The following is a 19,499-nucleotide window of genomic DNA, read 5'->3' as shown; positions in this document are numbered from 1 at the left end:
AAGGCCGGTTCGCCCCCTATTCTATGTACGTTACGAAACATTCCATGCGAAATTCGCATGCTACAGTCGGCGTGAGTAGTAGTGCGTAGCGCGCATTGACAAAAAAAAATCGACAAGGACAAGCATGGACCAGCATTCTCCGATCCCTCCCGCCACCAGCCGCCCGCCGCGCAAGAAGCGCACCCGTGTCATTGGCGGCACTATCGCCGTGCTGTCGATGGCCGCCCTGGGCTACCTGGCCTGGACGCTGATCAACCCGGCACCTGCCAGCGGCCCGGGCGGACCGGGAATGTCAGCAGGCGGGCCTGGCGGTGGTGGCGGCGGTGGTCGTGGCCCCGGTGGCGGACGGGGCGGCCCGGCGACAACGGTCGGTGTCGCCACTGCAACCGTGGCCGACATCCCGGTCACGCTCGAAGCGCTGGGCACCGTGGTGCCGGCCGCGATCGTGACGGTGCGTCCGCAGGTCTCGGGCGTGGTCCAGAAGATCCACTTTACCGAAGGCGAGCTGGTCAAGCCGGGCCAGGTGCTCGCGACGATCGATCCTCGCCCGTTCCAGATGGCATTGCTGCAGGCGCGTGGCCAGCGCCAGCGCGACGAAGCGCAGCTCGACAGCGCGCGCGTCACGCTCAAGCGCTTCCAGACCTTGCTCGAACAGGATTCGATCGCGCGCCAGGAAGTCGACACGCAAGCCGCGCTGGTCAAGCAGCTCGAAGGCACGGCGACGATCGACCGCGCCAATGAAGGCACGGCCCAGCTCAATCTCGATTACGCCACGGTGCGTGCACCGATCGGCGGGCGCGTTGGCCTGCGTACGGTCGACGTGGGCAATCTGGTGGGCAGCGGCGACACCGCCGGCATCGCCGTGATCACGCAACTGGCCCCGATCGACGTTGAATTCGCAGTGCCGCAGGATGGCTTGCCGGTGCTGCAGCAGCGCATCACGCAGGGCGCGAAGCTGCCGGCCACCGCGCTGGACCGCACCCGCACCGATGCACTGGCCACGGGCAGCTTCATCGCGCTGGACAACCAGGTCGATACGTCGACCGGCACCGTGCGCGCCAAAGCCCGCTTTACGAATACCGATGGCAAGCTGTTCCCGAGCCAGTTCGTCAACCTGCGCCTGACCGTCAACACGATCCAGAATGCGGTGCAGGTGCCGGTCACGGCGCTGCGCCACGGCACCGACGGCGACTTCGTCTACGTGCTCGACGCCGCCAAACGCACCGTCTTGCTGCGCACCGTCAAGCGCGGCCAGGCGACCGTGGACAAGGTGCAGATCGCCAGCGGCCTGAAAGCCGGTGAGCAGGTCATCACTGAAGGCGCCGACCGCCTGCGCGATGGCGCTAGCGTGGTGCTCCCGGGCGACAAGCCAGGCGGCGCGCGTGGCGCGGGGCAGGGCGGGCGCGAGGGCGCAGGCCGGCCAGCGCGGGGAGCACCGCAATGATGGTGCCGTATCCGGCGCAGGGGAGCAACGCGTGAGTCCCTCGACCCCCTTCATCCAGCGGCCGGTCGCCACGGCCCTCCTGATGCTGGCGATCGTGCTGTCCGGCCTGGTGGGCTACCGCTTCCTGCCGCTGGCCGCGCTGCCGCAGGTCGACTTCCCGACCATCCAGGTGCAGACGCTGTATCCGGGCGCCAGCCCCGAGGTCATGGCGCGCACCGTTACCGCGCCGCTCGAACGCCAGTTCGGTCAGATGTCCGGCCTGACCCGCATGAGTTCCACCAGCGCCGCCGGCGTGTCGATGGTCACGCTGCAGTTCGCGCTGGGCGAGACGCTCGACGTGGCCGAGCAGGAAGTCCAGGCCGCGATCAATGCCGGCGGCTCGCTGCTGCCGACCGACCTGCCGGCGCCGCCGGTGTATGCCAAGGTCAACCCGGCCGACGCGCCGGTGCTCACGCTCGCGATCACGTCCGACACGCTGCCGCTGACCGAAGTCCAGAACCTCGTCAACACGCGCCTGGCCCTGAAGATCAGTCAGGTCTCCGGCGTGGGCCAGGTGTCGCTGTCGGGCGGCCAGCGGCCGGCCGTGCGCATCCAGGCCGATACCGACGCCCTCGCATCGTATGGCCTGGGCCTCGACACGCTGCGCACCGCGATCACCGCCGCCAACGCCAATAGCGCCAAGGGCAGCTTCGACGGCCCGACGCGCTCGTACGCGATCAATGCCAACGACCAGCTGGTCACGGTGCCCGACTACCAGAACCTGATCGTCGCCTACCGCAATGGCGCGCCGGTCAAGCTGCTCGAGGTGGCCAAGGTCGTCGACAGCGCCGAGAACGTGCGCCTGGGCGCCTGGGCCAATATGAAGCCGGCGATCATCCTGAACGTGCAGCGCCAGCCGGGCGCGAACGTGATCGCCACCGTTGACGCGATCAAGGCGCGCCTGCCCGAACTGCAGGCCGGCTTGCCGAGCGCGCTGCGCATGGATGTGCTGAGCGACCGTACCACGGGCATCCGCGCCTCGGTCAAGCATGTGCAGATCGAGCTGGTGCTGGCCGTGATCATGGTGGTGCTGGTGATCTTCGCGTTCCTGCACGACCTGCGTGCGACCGTGATTGCCAGCCTGGCCGTGCCGATCTCGCTGATCGGCAGCTTCGGCGTGATGTACCTGCTCGGTTACAGCCTGAACAACCTGTCGCTGATGGCGCTGACGATCGCCACCGGCTTTGTCGTCGACGATGCGATCGTCATGATCGAGAACATCGCGCGCTACATCGAAAAGGGCGAGGCCCCGATGGCCGCCGCAATCAAGGGCGCCACGCAGATCGGCTTTACCATCATTTCGCTGACCGTTTCGCTGATCGCCGTGCTGATCCCGCTGCTGTTCATGGGCGACGTGGTCGGGCGCCTGTTCCGCGAATTTGCCGTCACGCTGGCCATCACGATCCTGATCTCGGGCGTCGTGTCGCTCACGCTCGTGCCGATGATGGCCGGGCGCTGGCTGCGCAGCCACGAGAACGACAAGCCGAGCCGCTTTGCCGTCAAGTTCCAGGCCTTCTTCGACCGCGTGATCGCGCGCTACGACGTGATGCTGGGCTGGGTGCTGAAGCGCCAGGGCTTGACCCTGCTGGTGGCCCTGGCCACCGTGGTGCTGACCGCCGTCATGTGGACCGTCATCCCGAAGGGCCTGTTCCCGACCCAGGACACCGGTCAGCTGCAGGCGCGCGTGCAGGCACGCCAGTCGATCTCGTACACCGACATGGCCAAGCTGCAGCAGGAAGCGGCGCGCCGCATCATGCAGGACGAGGCGGTCGAGTCGGTCGCGTCGTATGTCGGCGTCGACGCCGCCAACAACACGATGCTCCATACCGGCACCATGCTGATCAACCTGAAGGCGGACCGCGGCGACCAGGCCGAGACGATGTTGCGGCTGCGCGAGCGTGTCGCCAATGTCGCGGGCCTGCAGCTGTTCCTGCAGCCGACCCAGGACCTGACGATCGATGCCGAAAGCGGCCCGACCCAGTACCGCTTCTCGGTCGAAGGCGCCGATACGGAGCTGGTCAACGCATGGGCGCGCAAGCTCACGACCAAGATCGGCACCTTGCCCGAGCTGCGCACGGCGGTGACCGATGCCGGCGCGACCGGCGCCGCCGCCTTCATCGACATCGACCGCGACACGGCGTCGCGCCTGTCGATCACGGCCGCGTCCATTGACGATGCGCTCTACAGCGCCTTCGGCCAGCGCATCGTCTCGACCATCTTCACCGAGACCAATCAATATCGCGTGATTCTGGAGGCGCAGCGGGACGAGGCGATGTCGATCGCCGCGCTGGGCCGGCTGCAACTGCGCACCGGCTCGGGCCAGTCGACGCCCCTGTCGGCGGTGGCCACGATCACTGAACGCCAGGCGCCGCTGCAGGTGATCCACGTGGCGCAGTACCCGGCTGCCACGGTCGGTTTCGATACTGCAGCCGGTGCCTCGCTGGGCGATGCGGTGGCTGCGATCCGCGCCGCTGCGGTGGACATCGGGATGCCGGCGTCGGTCAGCATGACGTTCCTGGGCGCATCCGGCGCCTACGAGTCGTCGCTGTCGAACCAGCTGTGGCTGATCATGGCGGCCGTCGTCTGCGTCTACATCGTGCTGGGCGTGCTGTATGAAAGCTATATCCACCCGCTGACCATCCTGTCGACGCTGCCGTCGGCCGGCGTGGGCGCACTGCTGGCGCTGTGGGTCAGCGGCCAGGGGCTGGGTGTGATCGGCATCATCGGCATGATCCTGTTGATCGGCATCGTCAAGAAGAACGCGATCATGATGATCGACTTCGCGATCGAGGCCGAGCGCGAAGAAGGCAAGTCGCCGCTGGACGCGATCCGCCAGGCGGCCTTGCTGCGCTTCCGCCCGATCCTGATGACGACGCTGGCGGCGCTGTTCGCGGCGGTGCCACTGATGCTGGGCACGGGCGAGGGCGCCGAACTGCGCCGCCCACTGGGCCTGGCGATGTTCGGTGGCCTGGTCCTGAGCCAGCTCCTGACCTTGTTCACCACGCCGGTGATCTACCTGGCGTTCGACCGCACCGCGCGGCGCCTGACGGGTAAAGCCCCGCACAAAACCGAGGGAGCGGGCGCATGAACCTGTCGCGCCCCTTCGTCGAACGGCCGATCGCCACGGTCCTGCTGACCATCGGCATCGCGCTGGCCGGCATCGCCGCCTTCTTCGTGCTGCCAGTGGCGCCGCTGCCGCAGGTCGACTATCCGACCATTTCGGTGTCGGCCTCGCTGCCGGGCGCGAGTCCCGACACGATGGCATCGAGCGTGGCCACGCCGCTCGAGCGGCGTCTAGGCGCGATTGCCGGCGTCAACGAAATGACGTCCAGCAGCGGCACCGGCTCGACCAGGATCAACCTGCAGTTTGAACTGAATCGCCAGATCGATTCCGCCGCGCGCGAAGTGCAGGCGGCGATCAGCGCCTCGCGCGCCGACCTGCCGGCCACGCTGCGCAGCAATCCGACCTACCGCAAAGCCAACCCGTCGGATGCACCGGTACTGATCCTGGCGCTGACGTCCAAAACCAAGGCGCCGGCCGAGATTTTTGAATCGGTCTCGAATCTCGTGCAGCAGCGCCTGGCGCAGGTCAAAGGCGTGGGCGAAGTCGAAATCGGCGGCGGTTCGCTGCCGGCCGTGCGGGTCGAGCTGGTGCCGTATTCGCTGAACCGGTATGGTGTCTCGGCCGAGGACGTGCGCGCCGCGATCCAGGCCACGAACCCGAACCGCCCCAAGGGCGAGATCGACAGCAATGGCAACCGCCTGCAGATCTATTCGCAGCCGGCCGGGGGCGATGGCCGCAGCGCCGCCGATTACAAGGACCTCGTGGTCGCGTGGCGCAATGGCGCCGCCGTGCGCCTGTCCGACGTGGCCACCGTGTTCGACGGGCCCGAGAACATCTACACGCTGGGCCTGTTCAACGGCCAGCCCGCCGTGATCGTGCTGGTCACGCGCCAGCCCGACGCCAACGTCATCGAAACCGTCGACGGCATCCGCGACCTGCTGCCATCGCTGCAGGCGCAGCTGCCTGGCGACATCCAGCTGGCGATCGCATCGGACCGCACCAACTCGATCCGCGCCTCGCTGCACGAGATCGAATTCACGCTCGTGCTGTCGATCGTGCTGGTGGTGGCCGTGGTCAGCGTGTTCCTGCGCAGCTTGCGCGCCACGGTAATTCCTGCGGTGGCGACGGTGGTCTCGCTGCTGGGCACCTTTGGCGTCATGTATGCGCTGGGCTTTTCGCTGAACAATCTGTCGCTGATGGCGCTGACGGTGGCGGCCGGTTTTGTCGTCGACGATGCCATCGTGGTGCTGGAAAATACGGCGCGCCATATCGAGAACGGCATGGACCGCATGGCGGCTGCATTGCTTGGCGCACGCGAAGTGGGCTTCACCGTGCTGTCGATTTCGCTGTCGCTGGTGGCCGTATTCATCCCGCTGCTGTTCATGGGCGGGCAGGTGGGGCGCCTGTTCCGCGAGTTCGCCGTCACGCTGTCGGCTGCGGTGCTGATCTCGCTCGTGATCTCGCTGACGACGACGCCGATGATGTGCGCCTGGCTGCTGCGTCCCGAAGACAAGGACAAGAAGCCGGGGCGCCTCGCGCGCTGGTCCGAAGGCGGCTTTGCGCGCGTGCTGCGCGTCTACGAGCATGCCCTGGACTGGGCACTGGCCAGCAAGGTGCTGGTCATGGTCATCCTGCTGTTTACGGTTGGCCTGAACATCTACCTGTTCACCAATGCGCCCAAGGGCTTCTTCCCGCAGCAGGATTCGGGCCAGATGAATGGCGGCATCCGCGCCGACCAGAGCATCTCGTCGCAGGCCATGCAGAAGAAGATTTACCAGCTCGTCGAGATCATCCGCAAGGATCCGGCGGTCGAGACGGTCGTCGCGTTCACGGGCGGCGGGCGCGCCGGTGGCGGCTTCATGTTCGTCAACCTCAAGCCAGTGCGCGAGCGCGATGTCGCGGCGCAGGCCGTGATTGCGCGCCTGCGGCCGCAACTGGCCAAGGTCACCGGCATCACGATCTTCCTGAACCCGGTGCAGGACTTGCGCATGGGCGGGCGTTCGAGCAACTCGACCTACCAGTACACGCTCAAGAGCGACAACGCCGAAGACCTCAAACAATGGGCCGCCAAACTGGCCGAGGCCATGAAAGGGCAGCCCGCGCTGGTCGACGTCGACACCGACCAGGCTGAAAACGGCGTGGAAACCTACGTCACGATCGACAAGGAAAGCGCCGCGCGCATGGGCATCACCACGCGCGACGTCACCAATGCGCTCTATAACGCGTTCGGCCAGCGCCAGGTGGCGAACATCTACGATGAACTGAACCAGTACCACGTGGTGATGGGCGTGGCGCAGAAGTATGCGCAGTCGCCCGAAGCCCTGAAGGACGTGTACGTGCCGGCGCGGGCCGCTGGCGGAAGCGAAAACGTCGTGTCCTCCAGTACCGGCACGGCCGCTGCTGCCGGTGCTGCGGGTGCGGCGACCTCGGCGACAGCGAGCCTGACGGCGGCGCGCGATCCGTCCGGTGGCCAGGCGCTGGCCGACAACGCCGCGACGATGGTGCCGCTGTCGGCGATTGCCAGCTTCGCCGACAGCGCCACGGCAACGTCAGTCAGCCACCAGGATGGCGAACTGGCCACCACGGTATCGTACAACCTGAACGAAGGCTTCACGCTGACCGACGGCGAAGCCGCCGTGCGCCAGGCCGAAGCCGACATCGGCATGCCGATCAATGTGCGCGGCAGCTTCCAGGGCACCGCTGCGGCAGCGCAGGCGTCGAGCCAGGAGCAGCCGCTGCTGATCTTGGCCGCGATCGTCGTCATCTACATCGTGCTCGGCATTCTGTACGAAAGCCTGATCCACCCGATCACCGTGCTCTCGACGCTGCCGTCGGCCGGCGTGGGCGCCGTGCTGGCGCTCTTGATGTTCAAGATGGAGTTCTCGATCATTGCGCTGATCGGCGTGTTCCTCCTGATCGGCATCGTGAAAAAGAATGCGATCCTGATCATCGACTTCGCGCTGGAGGCCGAGCGCGCGCGGGGCCTCACCGCAATGGAAGCGGTGCGCGAGGCCTGCATGCTGCGCTTCCGCCCGATCCTGATGACGACGCTGGCCGCCGCGCTGGGCGCATTGCCGCTGGCGATCGGCTTCGGCGAAGGCTCCGAATTGCGCCGGCCGCTGGGCATCGCCATCATCGGCGGCCTGGTCGCCAGCCAGCTCCTGACGCTTCTCACCACGCCGGTTGTGTATGTCTTGCTCGACAAGCTGCGCACCCGCAAACCCGATGAACACGCGTTGACCCGCCATCCGCACGACGTCGATCCGACGCCGGGGGCCGGTCCATCGCTCGCCAAACCATGATGCCCATGCAAATTTCTACCTCCCTGCGCCTGACCCTCCTTGCCATGGCCCTCGGCCTTGGCGGCTGCGCCGTCGGTCCGGCCTATGAACGGCCTGCCGCGCTGCCGGCCGGCCCGGTACCCGAATCGTACAAGGGCGTCAACGCGCCCTTGCCGGGCTGGGAGCCTGCCGCGCCCGCCGACGCGCTCGAGCGCGGTCCCTGGTGGCAGCTGTTCAACGACCCGGAACTCGATCGCCTGAGCCGCCAGGTGGAAGCGGCCAACCAGAACATCGCCGTCGCCGTGGCCAACTATGCCCAGGCGCGCTCGATCGTCGCGCAGCAGCGCGCATCGCTGTTCCCGGTGGTGTCGCTTGGCGCCGGGGGCGACCGCGCTGGTGGCGGAAGCGGGGACAATAACCGCGGCGCGGCCAGCGCCTACCGCCTGCAGATCGGCGCAAGCTGGGAGCCGGACCTGTTCGGCCGCCTGCGCACGGCGGTCGATGCGGCCGAAGCCAGCGCCCAGGCCAGCGCCGCCGACCTGGCCAGCGTGCGCCTTGCGGCGCTTGGCGAACTGGCGATCAACTATTTTTCGCTGCGCCAGACCGATGCGCAGATCGGCATGCTTGCGACGACCATCGAAGGTTACGAACGCGTGCTGCAAATCACGTCGAACCGTTTTGCGGCCGGCGTCTCGGCGCGCTCGGACGTGCTGCAGGCGCAGACGCAGCTGGCCACGGCGCGCAGTGATGCGCTTGGCCTGCAGCGCTCGCGCGCCGAACTCGAACATGCGATCGCGGTGCTGGTCGGCCAGAGTCCGTCGAGCTTTGCGCTGGCAAGCACGCCATGGCAGGTCGTGGTGCCGGCCGTACCGGTCGGCGTGCCATCCACACTGCTGCAGCGTCGGCCCGACATCGCCGCCGCCGAACGCGATGTGGCCGTGGCCAATGCCAACATCGGCATCGCCCGCTCGGCCTACTTCCCGACCTTCGGCCTGTCGGCTTCGTACGGCAACAACACGAGCCGCGTGGGCGACCTGTTCTCGCTGTCGAATGCGGCCTGGTCGTTCGGCCTGTCGGCGGCGCAGACGCTGTTCAATGCCGGCGCCACGCGCGCCAGCGTCGAAGGTGCCGAGGCGCGCCAGCAGGCTACCGTGGCCAACTACCGCCAGGTGGTGCTGACGGCATTCGCCGATGTCGAGAATGGCCTGGCCGCCACCCGCGTGCTCGAGCAGCAACAGCAGTTGCGGGTCGAAGCCGCTGAAGCGGCGGGCCTGGTCGAGCAGCAGATACTGAACCGCTACCAGGCGGGGCAGGTGAGCTATACCGAGGTAGTGCAGGCGCAGGTCACGGCGCTCAATGCGCGCCGCCAGCTGGTGCAGGTGCAGGCCGACCGCCAGACGGCGGCGGTATCGCTGATCCAGGCGCTGGGCGGCGGCTGGATCGAGGGTAGCGTCAACAACGCACCGCCAATTGTCAATTAAGCCGCGCCAGGGCTTACAATGACGCATCCGAGGCCCGAGCGACTTTATGAAAAAATGGATTGACCGTATGCTGGGCGCCGACAAGACGCCGGCCCCTGATGCCAGCGAAGTGCCGGCCGGCGAAGCGGCGCACGACCTTGCCGTACAGGTCGACGCCGCGTATTACCGCTGGCTGACCGCTTCGGCCGGCTACGATGCCACGCCCGAGGTCGAAGAGCACCTGCTGGATCTGGTGCGCACGCTGGCGCTCGACCCTGGCGCGGCCAGCGGCCTGGTGCCGCGGATTCCCGAGCTGATCCCCGAACTGCTGCGCGACCTGGCTGACGACACCGTGTCGCAGGGCGCGCTCGCACGCTCGGTCGAGCGCGACACGGTGCTGGTGGCCGAGGTCATCCGCGAAGCCAACAGCGCCTATTACCGCCCGCTGCAGCCCATCAAGTCACTCGATGCGGCGCTGTTGATGCTCGGTCAGAACGGTCTGCGCATGCTGCTGGCGCGGATCGCGTTCCGGCCACTACTACGCATGGCCGACACTGGCTTTGCGCGCCACGCTGCGCCGCTCGTGTGGCACCAGGCCGAGAAGTGTGCGCTGGCGTCAAGCCTGATGGCGCCGGGCATGGCTGCCGGCGTCTTTGAGGCCTACCTGGCCGGCCTGATGCAGAACCTGGGCTTGCTGGTGGCCTTCCGCCTGGCCGAGCGCGCGGCTGAAGCTGGCAAGATTCCCGGCTCGAGCGAATTCGGCGCACGGCTGTTTGCCGTCAGCCGGGGGCTGTCGGCGTCGATTGCGGCGCACTGGGAGTTCCCGCCGGATGTCGTGCAGGCCATCGCTACGTCCAGCACGCCGGCCGCATCGGCGCTGGCCCGGGCGCTGGAGCGGGGCGACCAGATCGCCAAGCTGCGCCTCTTGATCGATGCGCACGTCGTCGCAGAGGACGACAGCCTCGTCACCGCTGGCCTGAACAGCTTCGAACGGCGCTGCCTGGGCAAGCTGGTCGACGGCCGCGCTTGAGCTCAAGGCGCCGGGCAAATCCGGTTGCGCCCATCCTGCTTGGCCGTGTAGAGCATCGCATCGGCCTGTACGAACAGTTCGTTTTCACTGCGCTGCGCGGGAAACGCGGCCAGGCCGCCGCTGAACGAAAAGCGCCGCTCGTTGCCCGGGGCCACCTGGAACGCGATGGCGCCGAAGGCGGCGCGCAGGGCGTCCAGCCGCGGCCAGGCCTGCGCCAGCGTGCAATCCCAGAACACCACCACGAACTCCTCGCCGCCAAAGCGGCTGAGCAGATCGCGCTCGCCCATCTGCGGCGCCAGGCACAGGCATAGCCGCTTGATGACGATGTCGCCGAAATGGTGGCCCCAGGTGTCGTTGATGGTCTTGAACTTGTCGATGTCGATGACGCCGAAGGCCAATGGCTTGTCTTCCAGCGTGGCCTGGCGGATCAGGTCCTGTGTTTTACGCCGCAGCCCGACCTTGTTGAGCAGGCCGGTAGCGCGGTCCTTGCCGATCAAATCCTTGTTGACGCGGATCTTGGCCGCGCGGTTGGCCAGTTGCGCTTCGAGCATGCCCGAGCCGGTGTCGGGCAGGACGGCGTCAAAGCCATCGCCCAGTGCGCGCCGGGCCAGGGCGTCGTCGGGCCGGCGCTGCAGCAGCACGATTTCGCGCACCGGGTCGGCCTCGATATTCTTTTGCATCACGCGTGCCAGGGCATCCGCCCGCAGGTAGTCGCTATCGGGGATCAAGACCAGGTCGGGCTGCAATTCCTTGACGCGCAGGTGCAACGTGGATGGGTCGGCGTGGTAGCTGACGTCGATGCGCTGGTCGCGCAGCGCCGCGTCATCCAGGCTGCCGGGCAGGCCGAGCGTGACCAGTGTGACGGCGTCGCCCCGCTTGCTCTGCACGAACAGGTTGAACAGCTTGTCGACCAGCACATCGTTGGCGATCGGTTTTTCGGCATACGCCAGGCAATGGCTGTCGACCAGCCGTTGCTGCAGCAGGAAGCGGCTGCCCTGGCGGCTCGATTGCAGGTACACATAGCTGTGACCGGGCGGCAGGCGCGCCAGCAATTCACCCAGCATCAGCGTCTTGCGCGCATCCTGCAGGTCGGCCTGCATATTGTGCAGGGTGTCGAGGTCGATTACGAACAGGCTGTTGCCGCGATCGGCGTCGATGGCTGCGATAAATTGCGCCAGTTCGCTGAAGAAGCGGATGTCGAAATCGTATTTGTGCGCGTGCAGCAGCAACTCTGCCCGGTTGTCCTTGATGAAGAAACTCTGGCAAAGATACAGAACAGTATGTCGGTACAGTGATGCCTCGCTTGTCATGTTTGCATGCCTTTCCTGGATGCCCGTCTTGCAAAACGACAATATTACATCCTGCCAGACCAATATGACGCAGTGTTGACGCGACCGGTGCGGCGGTCGCATCGCCATAAATCGACACGGTTGGGATACAACGGCGATATACTCCCGCATTGCTTTTTTCATCCAGGGTGTTGTCTTGTTCAAATCGATTTTCCTGCCTGTCGCCCTCCTGGGCGCCGCGACCGCCGCCTTCGCCGACGAAGGCCAGTGGCAACCGCACCAGCTGCCGCAGCTCTCGTCCGAACTCAAGCGCATCGGCATCACGATGCCGGCCTCGAAGCTGGCCGACCTGAGCAAGCATCCGATGAGCGCCATGGTGTCGCTCGGTGGCTGCTCGGCCTCGTTCGTCTCGCCCGATGGCCTGGTGGTCACGAACCACCACTGCGCCTACGGCGCGATCCAGCGCAATTCGACCCCGGAACAGAACTACATCGTCAATGGCTTTTTGGCCAAGACCCGCGCCGAAGAACTGCCGGGCGGCCCGAACACGCTGATCTACGTGACTGAAAAGGTCGAGAACGTCACCAAGCGCGTGCTGGATGGTTTGACCCCCACGCTGTCGGGCAGCGAGCGCCATGCGCTGGTGGCCGCGCGCGTGAAAGCCCTGATCGCCGAATGCGAGACCTACAAATCGACGCGCTGCTCGGTACCGGCCTTTCACCGCGGCCTGGAGTATTACCGCATCAAGCAGCTGATGATCCGCGACGTGCGCCTGGTGCACGCGCCATCCGACCGCATCGGCAACTTCGGCGGCGACATCGACAACTACGAGTGGCCGCGCCAGACGGGCGATTACTCGTTCCTGCGCGCCTACGTCGGCAAGGACGGCCGCCCGGCCGACCCGTCGCCGGACAACGTGCCGTACCGCTCGAAGGACTTCCTGGTGGTGTCGGCCGAAGGCCTGAAGAACGGCGATCCGATCCTGCTGGCCGGCTATCCGGGCCGCACCAGCCGCTACAAGCTGCCAAGCGAGATCCGCTTCGCGCGCGACGTCGATTTCCCGGCCAAGGCAGCCACGATCACCGCCGACCTGGCCATCATCGCCGCTGCAACCAAGGATAATCCCGCTTGGGACGTGCGCTATGCGAGCGTGGCCAAGAGCCTGAACAACGTGCTGAAAAAGACGCAGGGCCTGATGGACGGCTTTGCGCGCAAGGACATCGCCGCCATCAAGGACGTGCAGGACGCCGAGTTCCGCACCTGGCAGCAAAGCCATGCCGGCGCCAACAAGAACCTGCTGACCGAACTGGACGCCGTGATCGCCCGCGACATGGCGCTGCAACGCCAGGAAGCCGCCTGGAATGAGGCGACCCACAGCGACCTGCTCAAGAGCGCGCGCACGCTGTATCGCCTGGCCCTTGAGCGCCAGAAGCCGGATGCAGAGCGCGAAGGCGGTTACCAGGAACGCGACCTGTCGTTCATCAAGGCGCGCCTGACGCGGCTCGAGCAATCGTTCGTGCCGAGCGTGGACGAAGCGCGCTACAAGGCCGCGCTGGCCCGTTATGCCCGCATCGACGGCGCCGTGCGCCCGCAGGGCTTGGGCGCACTGCTGCCGACCGAAGCGGCGCTGCCGGCGATGTACCGCAGCAGCGAGCTGGCCGACACCGCCAAGCGCCTGGCCTGGATCGGCAAGGACCCGCAGGCATTCCGCGCCTCGAACGATCCGTTCATCGCGCTGGCCGTGCGCCTGCACGACGCCGGCATGGCGCTGGAAAACGGGCGCAACGAGATCGACGGCAACCTCGAACGCGTGATCCCGCAATACATGGCGGCCGTGATCGCATTCAAGACGTCGCAGGGCAAGCCGGTCTACCCGGACGCCAACTCGACGCTGCGCGTGACTTACGGCACGGTGTCGCCATACTCACCGCGCGACGGCCTGCTGAAAGGGCCGTTCACGACCGTCGAAGGCATTCTTGAAAAAGAAACCGACAAGGATCCGTTCATCGTCCCGGCCGCGCTCAAGCAAGCCATCCAGGGCAAGCGCTACGGCGTGTTCAAGGACAAGGCACTGGGCACCGTGCCGGTCAACTTCCTGTCGAGCGCCGACACCACGGGCGGCAATTCGGGTTCGGCCGTCATGAACGGGCGGGGCGAACTGGTGGGCCTGAACTTCGATTCGACCTATGAATCGATCACCAAGGACTGGTACTTCGACACCGCCATCACGCGCGCGATCCACGTGGATATCCGCTACATGCTGTGGGTGATGAAGGAGGTCGACCATGCCGACAACCTGCTCAAGGAAATGACGATCAAGTATCCGACGAAGTAAGCGAAGAAGTAAGCCGGGTACATCCACGCATGAACGAACCCCTTGTCCTTGCCGGCCTGACGACGTCGCCACTCGAACTGATCTCGTTCCTGCTGGCCGTCATCACCGTCGTGCTCAACATCCGCCAGAAACACTGGGCCTGGCTGTTCTCGATCGCGTCGTCCGCCACCTACGCGGTGGTGTTTTTCGACGCGCGGCTGTATGGCGACATGGGACTGCAGTTCGTGTTCATCGTCGCGTCGATCTGGGGCTGGACCATGTGGCTGCGCGGCGCCGGCAATGGGCCGCTGGTCGTCAAGCGCCTTAACCCGGGCACCCGCGCCTGGGTACTCGTCGCCTGGTTCGCCGGCTTCGTGGTGCTCTCGACCTTCCTCGATCATTTCACCGACACCGACGTGCCACACGCCGATGGCTTCCTCACCGCCGGCAGCCTGATGGGGCAACTGCTCCTGGCGCGCAAGAAGCTCGAGAACTGGCACATCTGGATCGCGGTCGATATCCTGTATGTCGGCCTGTATGTCTACAAGGGCCTGATGCTCACCGCCGTGCTGTATGGCGTGTTCGTGCTGCTGGCCATCGCCGGGCTGCGCGCCTGGGCGGCGCATGTGGAGCAGCGGGCATGAAGATGCCCGTTGCCGGTGTTGACGGAGTAGCCAGGATTGCGATCCTGGGCGCGGAATCGTCGGGCAAGTCCACCTTGTCCGAAGCGCTGGCGCGCCGCTACAGCACTGTGTGGGTGCCGGAGTACCTGCGCGAATTCGTCGACGTCCATGCGCGCGTGCCGCGCGAAGAAGACCAGTTCGGCATCGCGCGCACGCAACTGGCGCGCGAAGATGCGGCAGCCCGTGTCGCGCAGCGCTACCTGTTCTGCGACACGACCGCGTTGATGACGGTGCTGTACAGCCGCGTGTACTGGGACCGTGTGGACGCGCAACTGGCGCAGCTCGCCGCGGATCACGCCTACGCCATCACGCTGGTGACGGCGCCCGATGGTCCGTGGGAACCGGATGGCCTGCAGCGCGAATCGGAAGAGGTGCGCCAGATGGTGCACCGGCTGCTGCTCGAGACGCTCGACGCGCGCGGCATCGCGTATACCTTGCTGGCAGGGGACCTGCCGCAACGCTTGGGGCAGGTGGAACAGCTGCTCGGCGCACCGTAAGTCATATCGTCGGCAAGCTTGCCACGACGTTTGATCGCCATCATGTGCTTGTCGCGCGCTGCGCCGATAAGACAGAGACGTGCAGGGTGACGGCAAATAGTTTCATGGCCACGTCGCTTTGTTTCTTTGTGGCATTACAATATGCCACTTTCTGAACACGGGGCGGGACGCGATGAAAAATTGGATTGGTCGCTTGCTGGGCAGCGCCGAGAAGGAAACCATCGCGCCGACGCCGGTCAGCGCAACGCTGACGTTCGACGACGATCAAGCCGTCGCGACCGAGGTCCAGGCCACCTATTACCGTTGGTTGGCGGCCAGCAGCCGCTGCAAGGCGTCCCCCGAACAGGAGGCGCAAATCCTGCGCGAAGTGCGCTCGCTCGCCGCCGATCCCGTCTGCGCGGCCGGCCTGGTGCCACGTATCCCCGAACTCATCGCGCAGCTCTTGACCTCGCTGTCGGACGAGAACATCTCGACCGGCGCGCTGTCGGCCCAGGTGGGACGAGACCTGGTGCTGGTCGCCGAAGTGATCCGCGAAGCCAACAGCGCCTATTACCGCCCGGTGACGCCGATTGAAACGCTGGAAGGCGCGGTGACGATGCTGGGCCTGAACGGCCTGCGCATGCTGCTTGCGCGCATCGCGTTCCGCCCGCTGCTGCGCGTGACGACCCAGGGCGTGGCGCGCCAGGTTGCACCGATCGTGTGGAAGCATGCCGAACGCTGCGCGTTTGCCGCCAGCGTCATGGCGCCGGGGCTGTCGGCCGGCGTGTTCGAAGCCTACCTGTCCGGATTGATGCAGAACCTCGGCTTGCAGGTGGCGTTTCAGGTGGCCGACCGCGTCTGCCAAGGCAAGGTGCCGGGCTCCGGCGAATTCGGCATCGCGTTCTTTGCCGCCAGCCGCGAGCTGTCATCGGTGATCGCCAGCCACTGGGATTTTCCGCCGGATGTCGTCAAGGCGATCGCGCATGCACATGAGCCAGAGGGCTCGCATCCGGCGCAGGCGCTGGCGCTGGGTGACCGGATTGCCACGTTGCGCTTGCTGCTGGACGCGGGCGTGATCGGTGATGATGATCCGCTGGTGATGCAGGGGTTGAATGGGTTTGAGCGGCGGTGTTTGGGGAAGTTGTTGGAGTTGTCCGATTAAGTGCGTCTGACAAACCATCTAGTTGGTCAGTAAACTAAAGCCGAGTAGATTGAGCTCTGCCAACTGTCTGCAACCGGTCATTAAGGTCCTTCAACCTTGGCCGCGGATGGGTGAGTCCTTCATCAAAGCGTACACGGCCTGGTTCGGCCGGGAGCCGACATTAAACCGTCTCCTAAGCCTTCCACAACCGCCCGTGAGGGTAGAAAGCAACTATTTAGTTGTCGGATGCCCAAGCTCATCGAGGTCTGCATGCAGGCGCTCGACATCGTCTTCGGTAAGCCGACAGACCGACTCGATCTTATCCGGAATACCACGAACGTCCGATTCAAGGGCACGCCCTGCTACCGTCAAGTCCACCATCACACGACGCTCGTCGTTTACGTCTCTGGTTCTAGTGACGAAACCAGCTATCTCGATACGTTTGACCAGCGGTGTAATCGTGCTTGTATCCATTCCCAGCCGGTTTCCCAATTCACCAACAGTAACCGGCGCACTATCCAGCAATTCGAGAATTACTAAGTATTGCGAAAATGTAAGACCCAATGGTTCCAGTAGAGGTCTATGCATACGCACCATGCGATTCGCCGCGCTGTACAGGGCGAACGACAGTTGCTTGCGAAGGCGATTTTGTCTCGAAGTCATACTCTCTATTGTACTAGGGCTTAACTCACAAGAAATTTCGTGTGAAGCCGTTTTGCATTCGTGCGCGCCTTGACACATTTTCTAGACTCATTTACCTTGCTAGCAAGAGACTTGCATGTCAGGTAATAAGCTTTTGTGAGAAATGCCCTCGCAAATGTCTTGGGATCTGCGTGGTCGCCCCTGGTTTATTCAGTCTTTCGTCGATGCGCCACTGTTGGCGTTAGCACTCTAAGCAGCGTTCTGAAGTTCCAATTCTCTCCCCCTAGAATCAGTAATTACAGCAAAAGGATGAACTATGAGCCTGAAAATCGTCATCACCGGAGCGAGCGGCCATATCGGTGCGCGAGTCTGTACGCTAATCGCTGGCAAAGCACATGTCATTGCACTGGTTGGCTCGGAAGAAGGCCGAGAAAAAGCGCAGGGCGCGGCTGAGACGCACGTCGTCGACCTCGACCAGCCTGATGGCCTTGCAGACCTGTTCGTCGGTGCGGACGCAGTGTGTGTCATTACCGCTGGGGACGCTAAGCCCGATCGTGAGCGCAATGCGTTGGAGGCCGCCGCAAAGGCCGGTGTCAGCTATGCAGTGAAGCTGTCCAGTGAATCAGTGCCGCTGACTGAGGGACGACCTGGCGAAACCGATCCGGTCGCCGCGCGCCATACTGCTAACGAGGCGGATGTACGACGGCTCTTCACCTCCTACGCCATCGTGCGACCAACTTGGTGGGCAAGTCTGGACCAGCTGCCCTCAGTCAAGGTGGGGTTGGCGCAACACGTATTCGCTTGGCCACGCCGGGACACGTCGCTCGCACCGATCGCGCCCGACGACGTTGCGGCAACGATCGCTGCGCTGCTGCTCAGTCCTACGCCCGAAACGCGCATCCTGCCGCTGACTGGACCAGAGGCACTGACCATCGACCAAATCGCAGGCCACTATGCCGCCGCCCTCGACTGCCCGGTCGACGTGCCCGACCTGACACCCGACAGCTATGTCGACTGGCTGACCGAGCACACACCAATGACGAAGATGGAAGCGGAAGTTACCACGGCAACCTTAATGCCTTTCGCTGACCGCCGCGACGCACCTGTCAGTGACTCGGTAGAGACCATTACCGGCCGTCCTCCACAGCGTTTTGCCGATTATTTGGCTGCGAACTTTTCTGCTGATAACCTGAAAGAAGGGTGAGACACGAATATGAAAGCTGCAGCTTATTACCGCAATGGCGAGCCAGACGTGTTGGCCTATCAGGATGTCACGGACCCTGAAATCAGCCCGAGCACCGTATTGATTCGCGTCGTGCACGCCGCGCTCCAGGGCGGCGACCTGCTCAACCGCCGCAACACGCCTCCGCCAGGCGACGCCCCGCATGTCGTCGGCTATCAGGCAGCAGGTGTAATCGAGAAAGTTGGTACAGAGGTTACCGACCTACGGCCGGGCGACCGTGTGGCGGGCTTCGCCTTTTCTGGGAGTCATGCTGAACTGTTTGCGGTCGAGCGCGATCATGCCTATGCGGTGCCAGATGGGCTGGATCTCGCGATTGCCGCCGCAATACCGGTCGAGTTCGGCACCGCACATGACGGGCTATTCGAGTATGGCCGGCTGAAGCCGGGCGAAACGGTACTGGTGCGAGGTGCAGCAGGCGGTGTCGGCGTCGCTGCGGTGCAGCTCGCACATCAAGCCGGCGCCAAGGTGATCGCAGTCGCAGGAACGCGGGAACGATTGGAACGCATCGCAACGATGGGCGCCGACTACCTGATCGACTATCAGGTCGAGGATGTGGTAAAGCGCGTGAAGGCGCTGACCAACGGTCGTGGCGTCGATCTCGTGCTCGATATGGCGGGCGGAAATCCCCTGTTTGGCGCGTGCGCGTTCAAAGGCCGTTACGGCCTCATTGGAGCATCGGGGGGCGCATCTGCCAAGTTCGGCTTCGAGGAATTGCTACCGCAAAGTCTCACCGTGTTCAGCTTCATGTTCGGCAAAGAAATGGGCACGCCACGTGTGCGCGCCCTGATCGCTGACCTGATGACGCGTGCTGCAGCGGATGAGCTGACCATGCCTATCGAACGATCCTTCAAATTGGCGGATGCAGGCGATGCTCACGCCTACGCCGAAAACGAGCGTCCGGTTGGCCGTGTACTGCTTGACGTAGAAGCGGCGGCGTAATGGACGATACACGCATCTCCGACTTCTTCGTCTCGGTCGGGAAAGTATCGATCAAACCCGTTTTTGGTGGGAAGGGCATCTACCTTCATGGCAAGATCATCGCCTTTCAGCGTAAGGACGAGCTGCTGGTGAAAGGCGACAAAAAGGTCGCTGCGAAGATCGAGAAGGCAGGCGGCACGCGCATGTTCTACCGAAGTCGTAGAGGCCACCGCCAGAAGATTTACTTGCCCTACTGGTCGGTTCCCGACAGCGCTTACCACGATGCTGAAGAGATGGCCCGTTGGGTAAAAATCGGGGTGGAAGCGTCAAAACGATCGGCGAAGTAATCGGTGAACGGCGGTTACTGGCGTCTATTCAGACGAGCATAATGGTCGAAACGCTACTGATCCCCGTGCTAGCAAAGGCCATGCAATTGCTTAAGAAAGCAACTGCGCTGGCCGTCAAATAAGCGGTG

At 64.6% G+C, this 19,499-nt stretch carries 14 protein-coding genes; 12 read left to right on the top strand and 2 right to left on the bottom strand.

The features are described from left to right. Positions 1–124 precede the first annotated feature (124 nt). From AC1MGT_RS03610 to AC1MGT_RS03590, 5 genes are read left to right on the top strand one after another with little or no spacing between them, the layout of a single operon-like run. Positions 125–1,444 carry an efflux RND transporter periplasmic adaptor subunit gene (locus AC1MGT_RS03610; RefSeq protein ID WP_499503044.1) on the top strand — a complete coding sequence of 440 codons (1,320 nt, stop codon included), beginning with the start codon at positions 125–127 and terminating at the stop codon, positions 1,442–1,444. Between the two features lie 31 nt (positions 1,445–1,475). Continuing rightward, complete coding sequence (locus AC1MGT_RS03605) at positions 1,476–4,571, top strand: efflux RND transporter permease subunit (RefSeq protein WP_499503043.1); 3,096 nt, start codon at positions 1,476–1,478, stop codon at positions 4,569–4,571. Then, positions 4,568–7,849, top strand: coding sequence for an efflux RND transporter permease subunit (locus tag AC1MGT_RS03600; protein WP_499503042.1), 3,282 nt, complete (start codon positions 4,568–4,570; stop codon positions 7,847–7,849). Before AC1MGT_RS03605 ends, AC1MGT_RS03600 begins: the two co-directional genes overlap by 4 nt. 5 nt (positions 7,850–7,854) lie before the next feature. Further along, positions 7,855–9,309: an efflux transporter outer membrane subunit gene (locus AC1MGT_RS03595; RefSeq protein WP_499503041.1), complete on the top strand. Its 1,455-nt coding sequence runs from the start codon at positions 7,855–7,857 to the stop codon at positions 9,307–9,309. A gap of 46 nt (positions 9,310–9,355) precedes the next feature. Next, positions 9,356–10,318 (top strand): HDOD domain-containing protein, encoded by a 963-nt coding sequence (locus AC1MGT_RS03590; protein WP_499503040.1) that lies wholly within the window; start codon positions 9,356–9,358, stop codon positions 10,316–10,318. Between the two features lie 2 nt (positions 10,319–10,320). Here the strand turns inward: AC1MGT_RS03590 and AC1MGT_RS03585 are convergent, their stop codons facing one another. Beyond that, on the bottom strand, positions 10,321–11,628 hold the full coding sequence (locus tag AC1MGT_RS03585) for a GGDEF domain-containing protein (protein WP_499503039.1): 1,308 nt from the start codon (positions 11,626–11,628) through the stop codon (positions 10,321–10,323). Positions 11,629–11,803: 175 nt separating this feature from the next. Here AC1MGT_RS03585 and AC1MGT_RS03580 point away from each other — a divergent pair, with 175 nt between their 5' ends. From AC1MGT_RS03580 to AC1MGT_RS03565, 4 genes are all read left to right on the top strand, one after another. Then, positions 11,804–13,942 carry a S46 family peptidase gene (locus AC1MGT_RS03580; RefSeq protein WP_499503038.1) on the top strand — a complete coding sequence of 713 codons (2,139 nt, stop codon included), beginning with the start codon at positions 11,804–11,806 and terminating at the stop codon, positions 13,940–13,942. A gap of 29 nt (positions 13,943–13,971) precedes the next feature. Continuing rightward, complete coding sequence (pnuC, locus tag AC1MGT_RS03575; RefSeq protein WP_499503037.1) at positions 13,972–14,565, top strand: nicotinamide riboside transporter PnuC; 594 nt, start codon at positions 13,972–13,974, stop codon at positions 14,563–14,565. Positions 14,566–14,567: 2 nt separating this feature from the next. Continuing rightward, positions 14,568–15,101 carry an AAA family ATPase gene (locus AC1MGT_RS03570; protein WP_499504246.1) on the top strand — a complete coding sequence of 178 codons (534 nt, stop codon included), beginning with the start codon at positions 14,568–14,570 and terminating at the stop codon, positions 15,099–15,101. A 172-nt stretch (positions 15,102–15,273) separates the two neighbouring features. After that, positions 15,274–16,242, top strand: a complete 969-nt coding sequence (locus tag AC1MGT_RS03565) for an HDOD domain-containing protein (protein ID WP_499503036.1) — start codon at positions 15,274–15,276, stop codon at positions 16,240–16,242. 210 nt (positions 16,243–16,452) lie between these two features. On the opposite strand, the gene AC1MGT_RS03560 is transcribed toward AC1MGT_RS03565, so the two are convergent. Next, positions 16,453–16,884 (bottom strand): MarR family winged helix-turn-helix transcriptional regulator, encoded by a 432-nt coding sequence (locus tag AC1MGT_RS03560; RefSeq protein ID WP_499503035.1) that lies wholly within the window; start codon positions 16,882–16,884, stop codon positions 16,453–16,455. A gap of 295 nt (positions 16,885–17,179) precedes the next feature. On the opposite strand from AC1MGT_RS03560, the gene AC1MGT_RS03555 reads away from it, so the two are divergent. The 3 genes from AC1MGT_RS03555 to AC1MGT_RS03545 are packed head-to-tail and all read left to right on the top strand — an operon-like array spanning position 17,180 to position 19,371. Further along, complete coding sequence (locus AC1MGT_RS03555) at positions 17,180–18,067, top strand: NAD(P)H-binding protein (RefSeq protein WP_499503034.1); 888 nt, start codon at positions 17,180–17,182, stop codon at positions 18,065–18,067. A 9-nt stretch (positions 18,068–18,076) separates the two neighbouring features. Then, on the top strand, positions 18,077–19,045 hold the full coding sequence (locus AC1MGT_RS03550) for a quinone oxidoreductase family protein (RefSeq protein ID WP_499503033.1): 969 nt from the start codon (positions 18,077–18,079) through the stop codon (positions 19,043–19,045). After that, the gene (locus tag AC1MGT_RS03545) at positions 19,045–19,371 is read left to right on the top strand and encodes a TfoX/Sxy family protein (protein WP_499503032.1); all 327 of its coding nucleotides are present in this window, start codon (positions 19,045–19,047) and stop codon (positions 19,369–19,371) included. The genes AC1MGT_RS03550 and AC1MGT_RS03545 overlap by 1 nt, the downstream gene beginning before the upstream one ends. Positions 19,372–19,499: the final 128 nt, after the last annotated feature.

This window comes from Telluria sp. BA11, from assembly GCF_056680305.1.
Note: the sequence above shows the minus strand (reverse complement) of the source record. Positions and strands in the feature narration are given on the sequence as shown.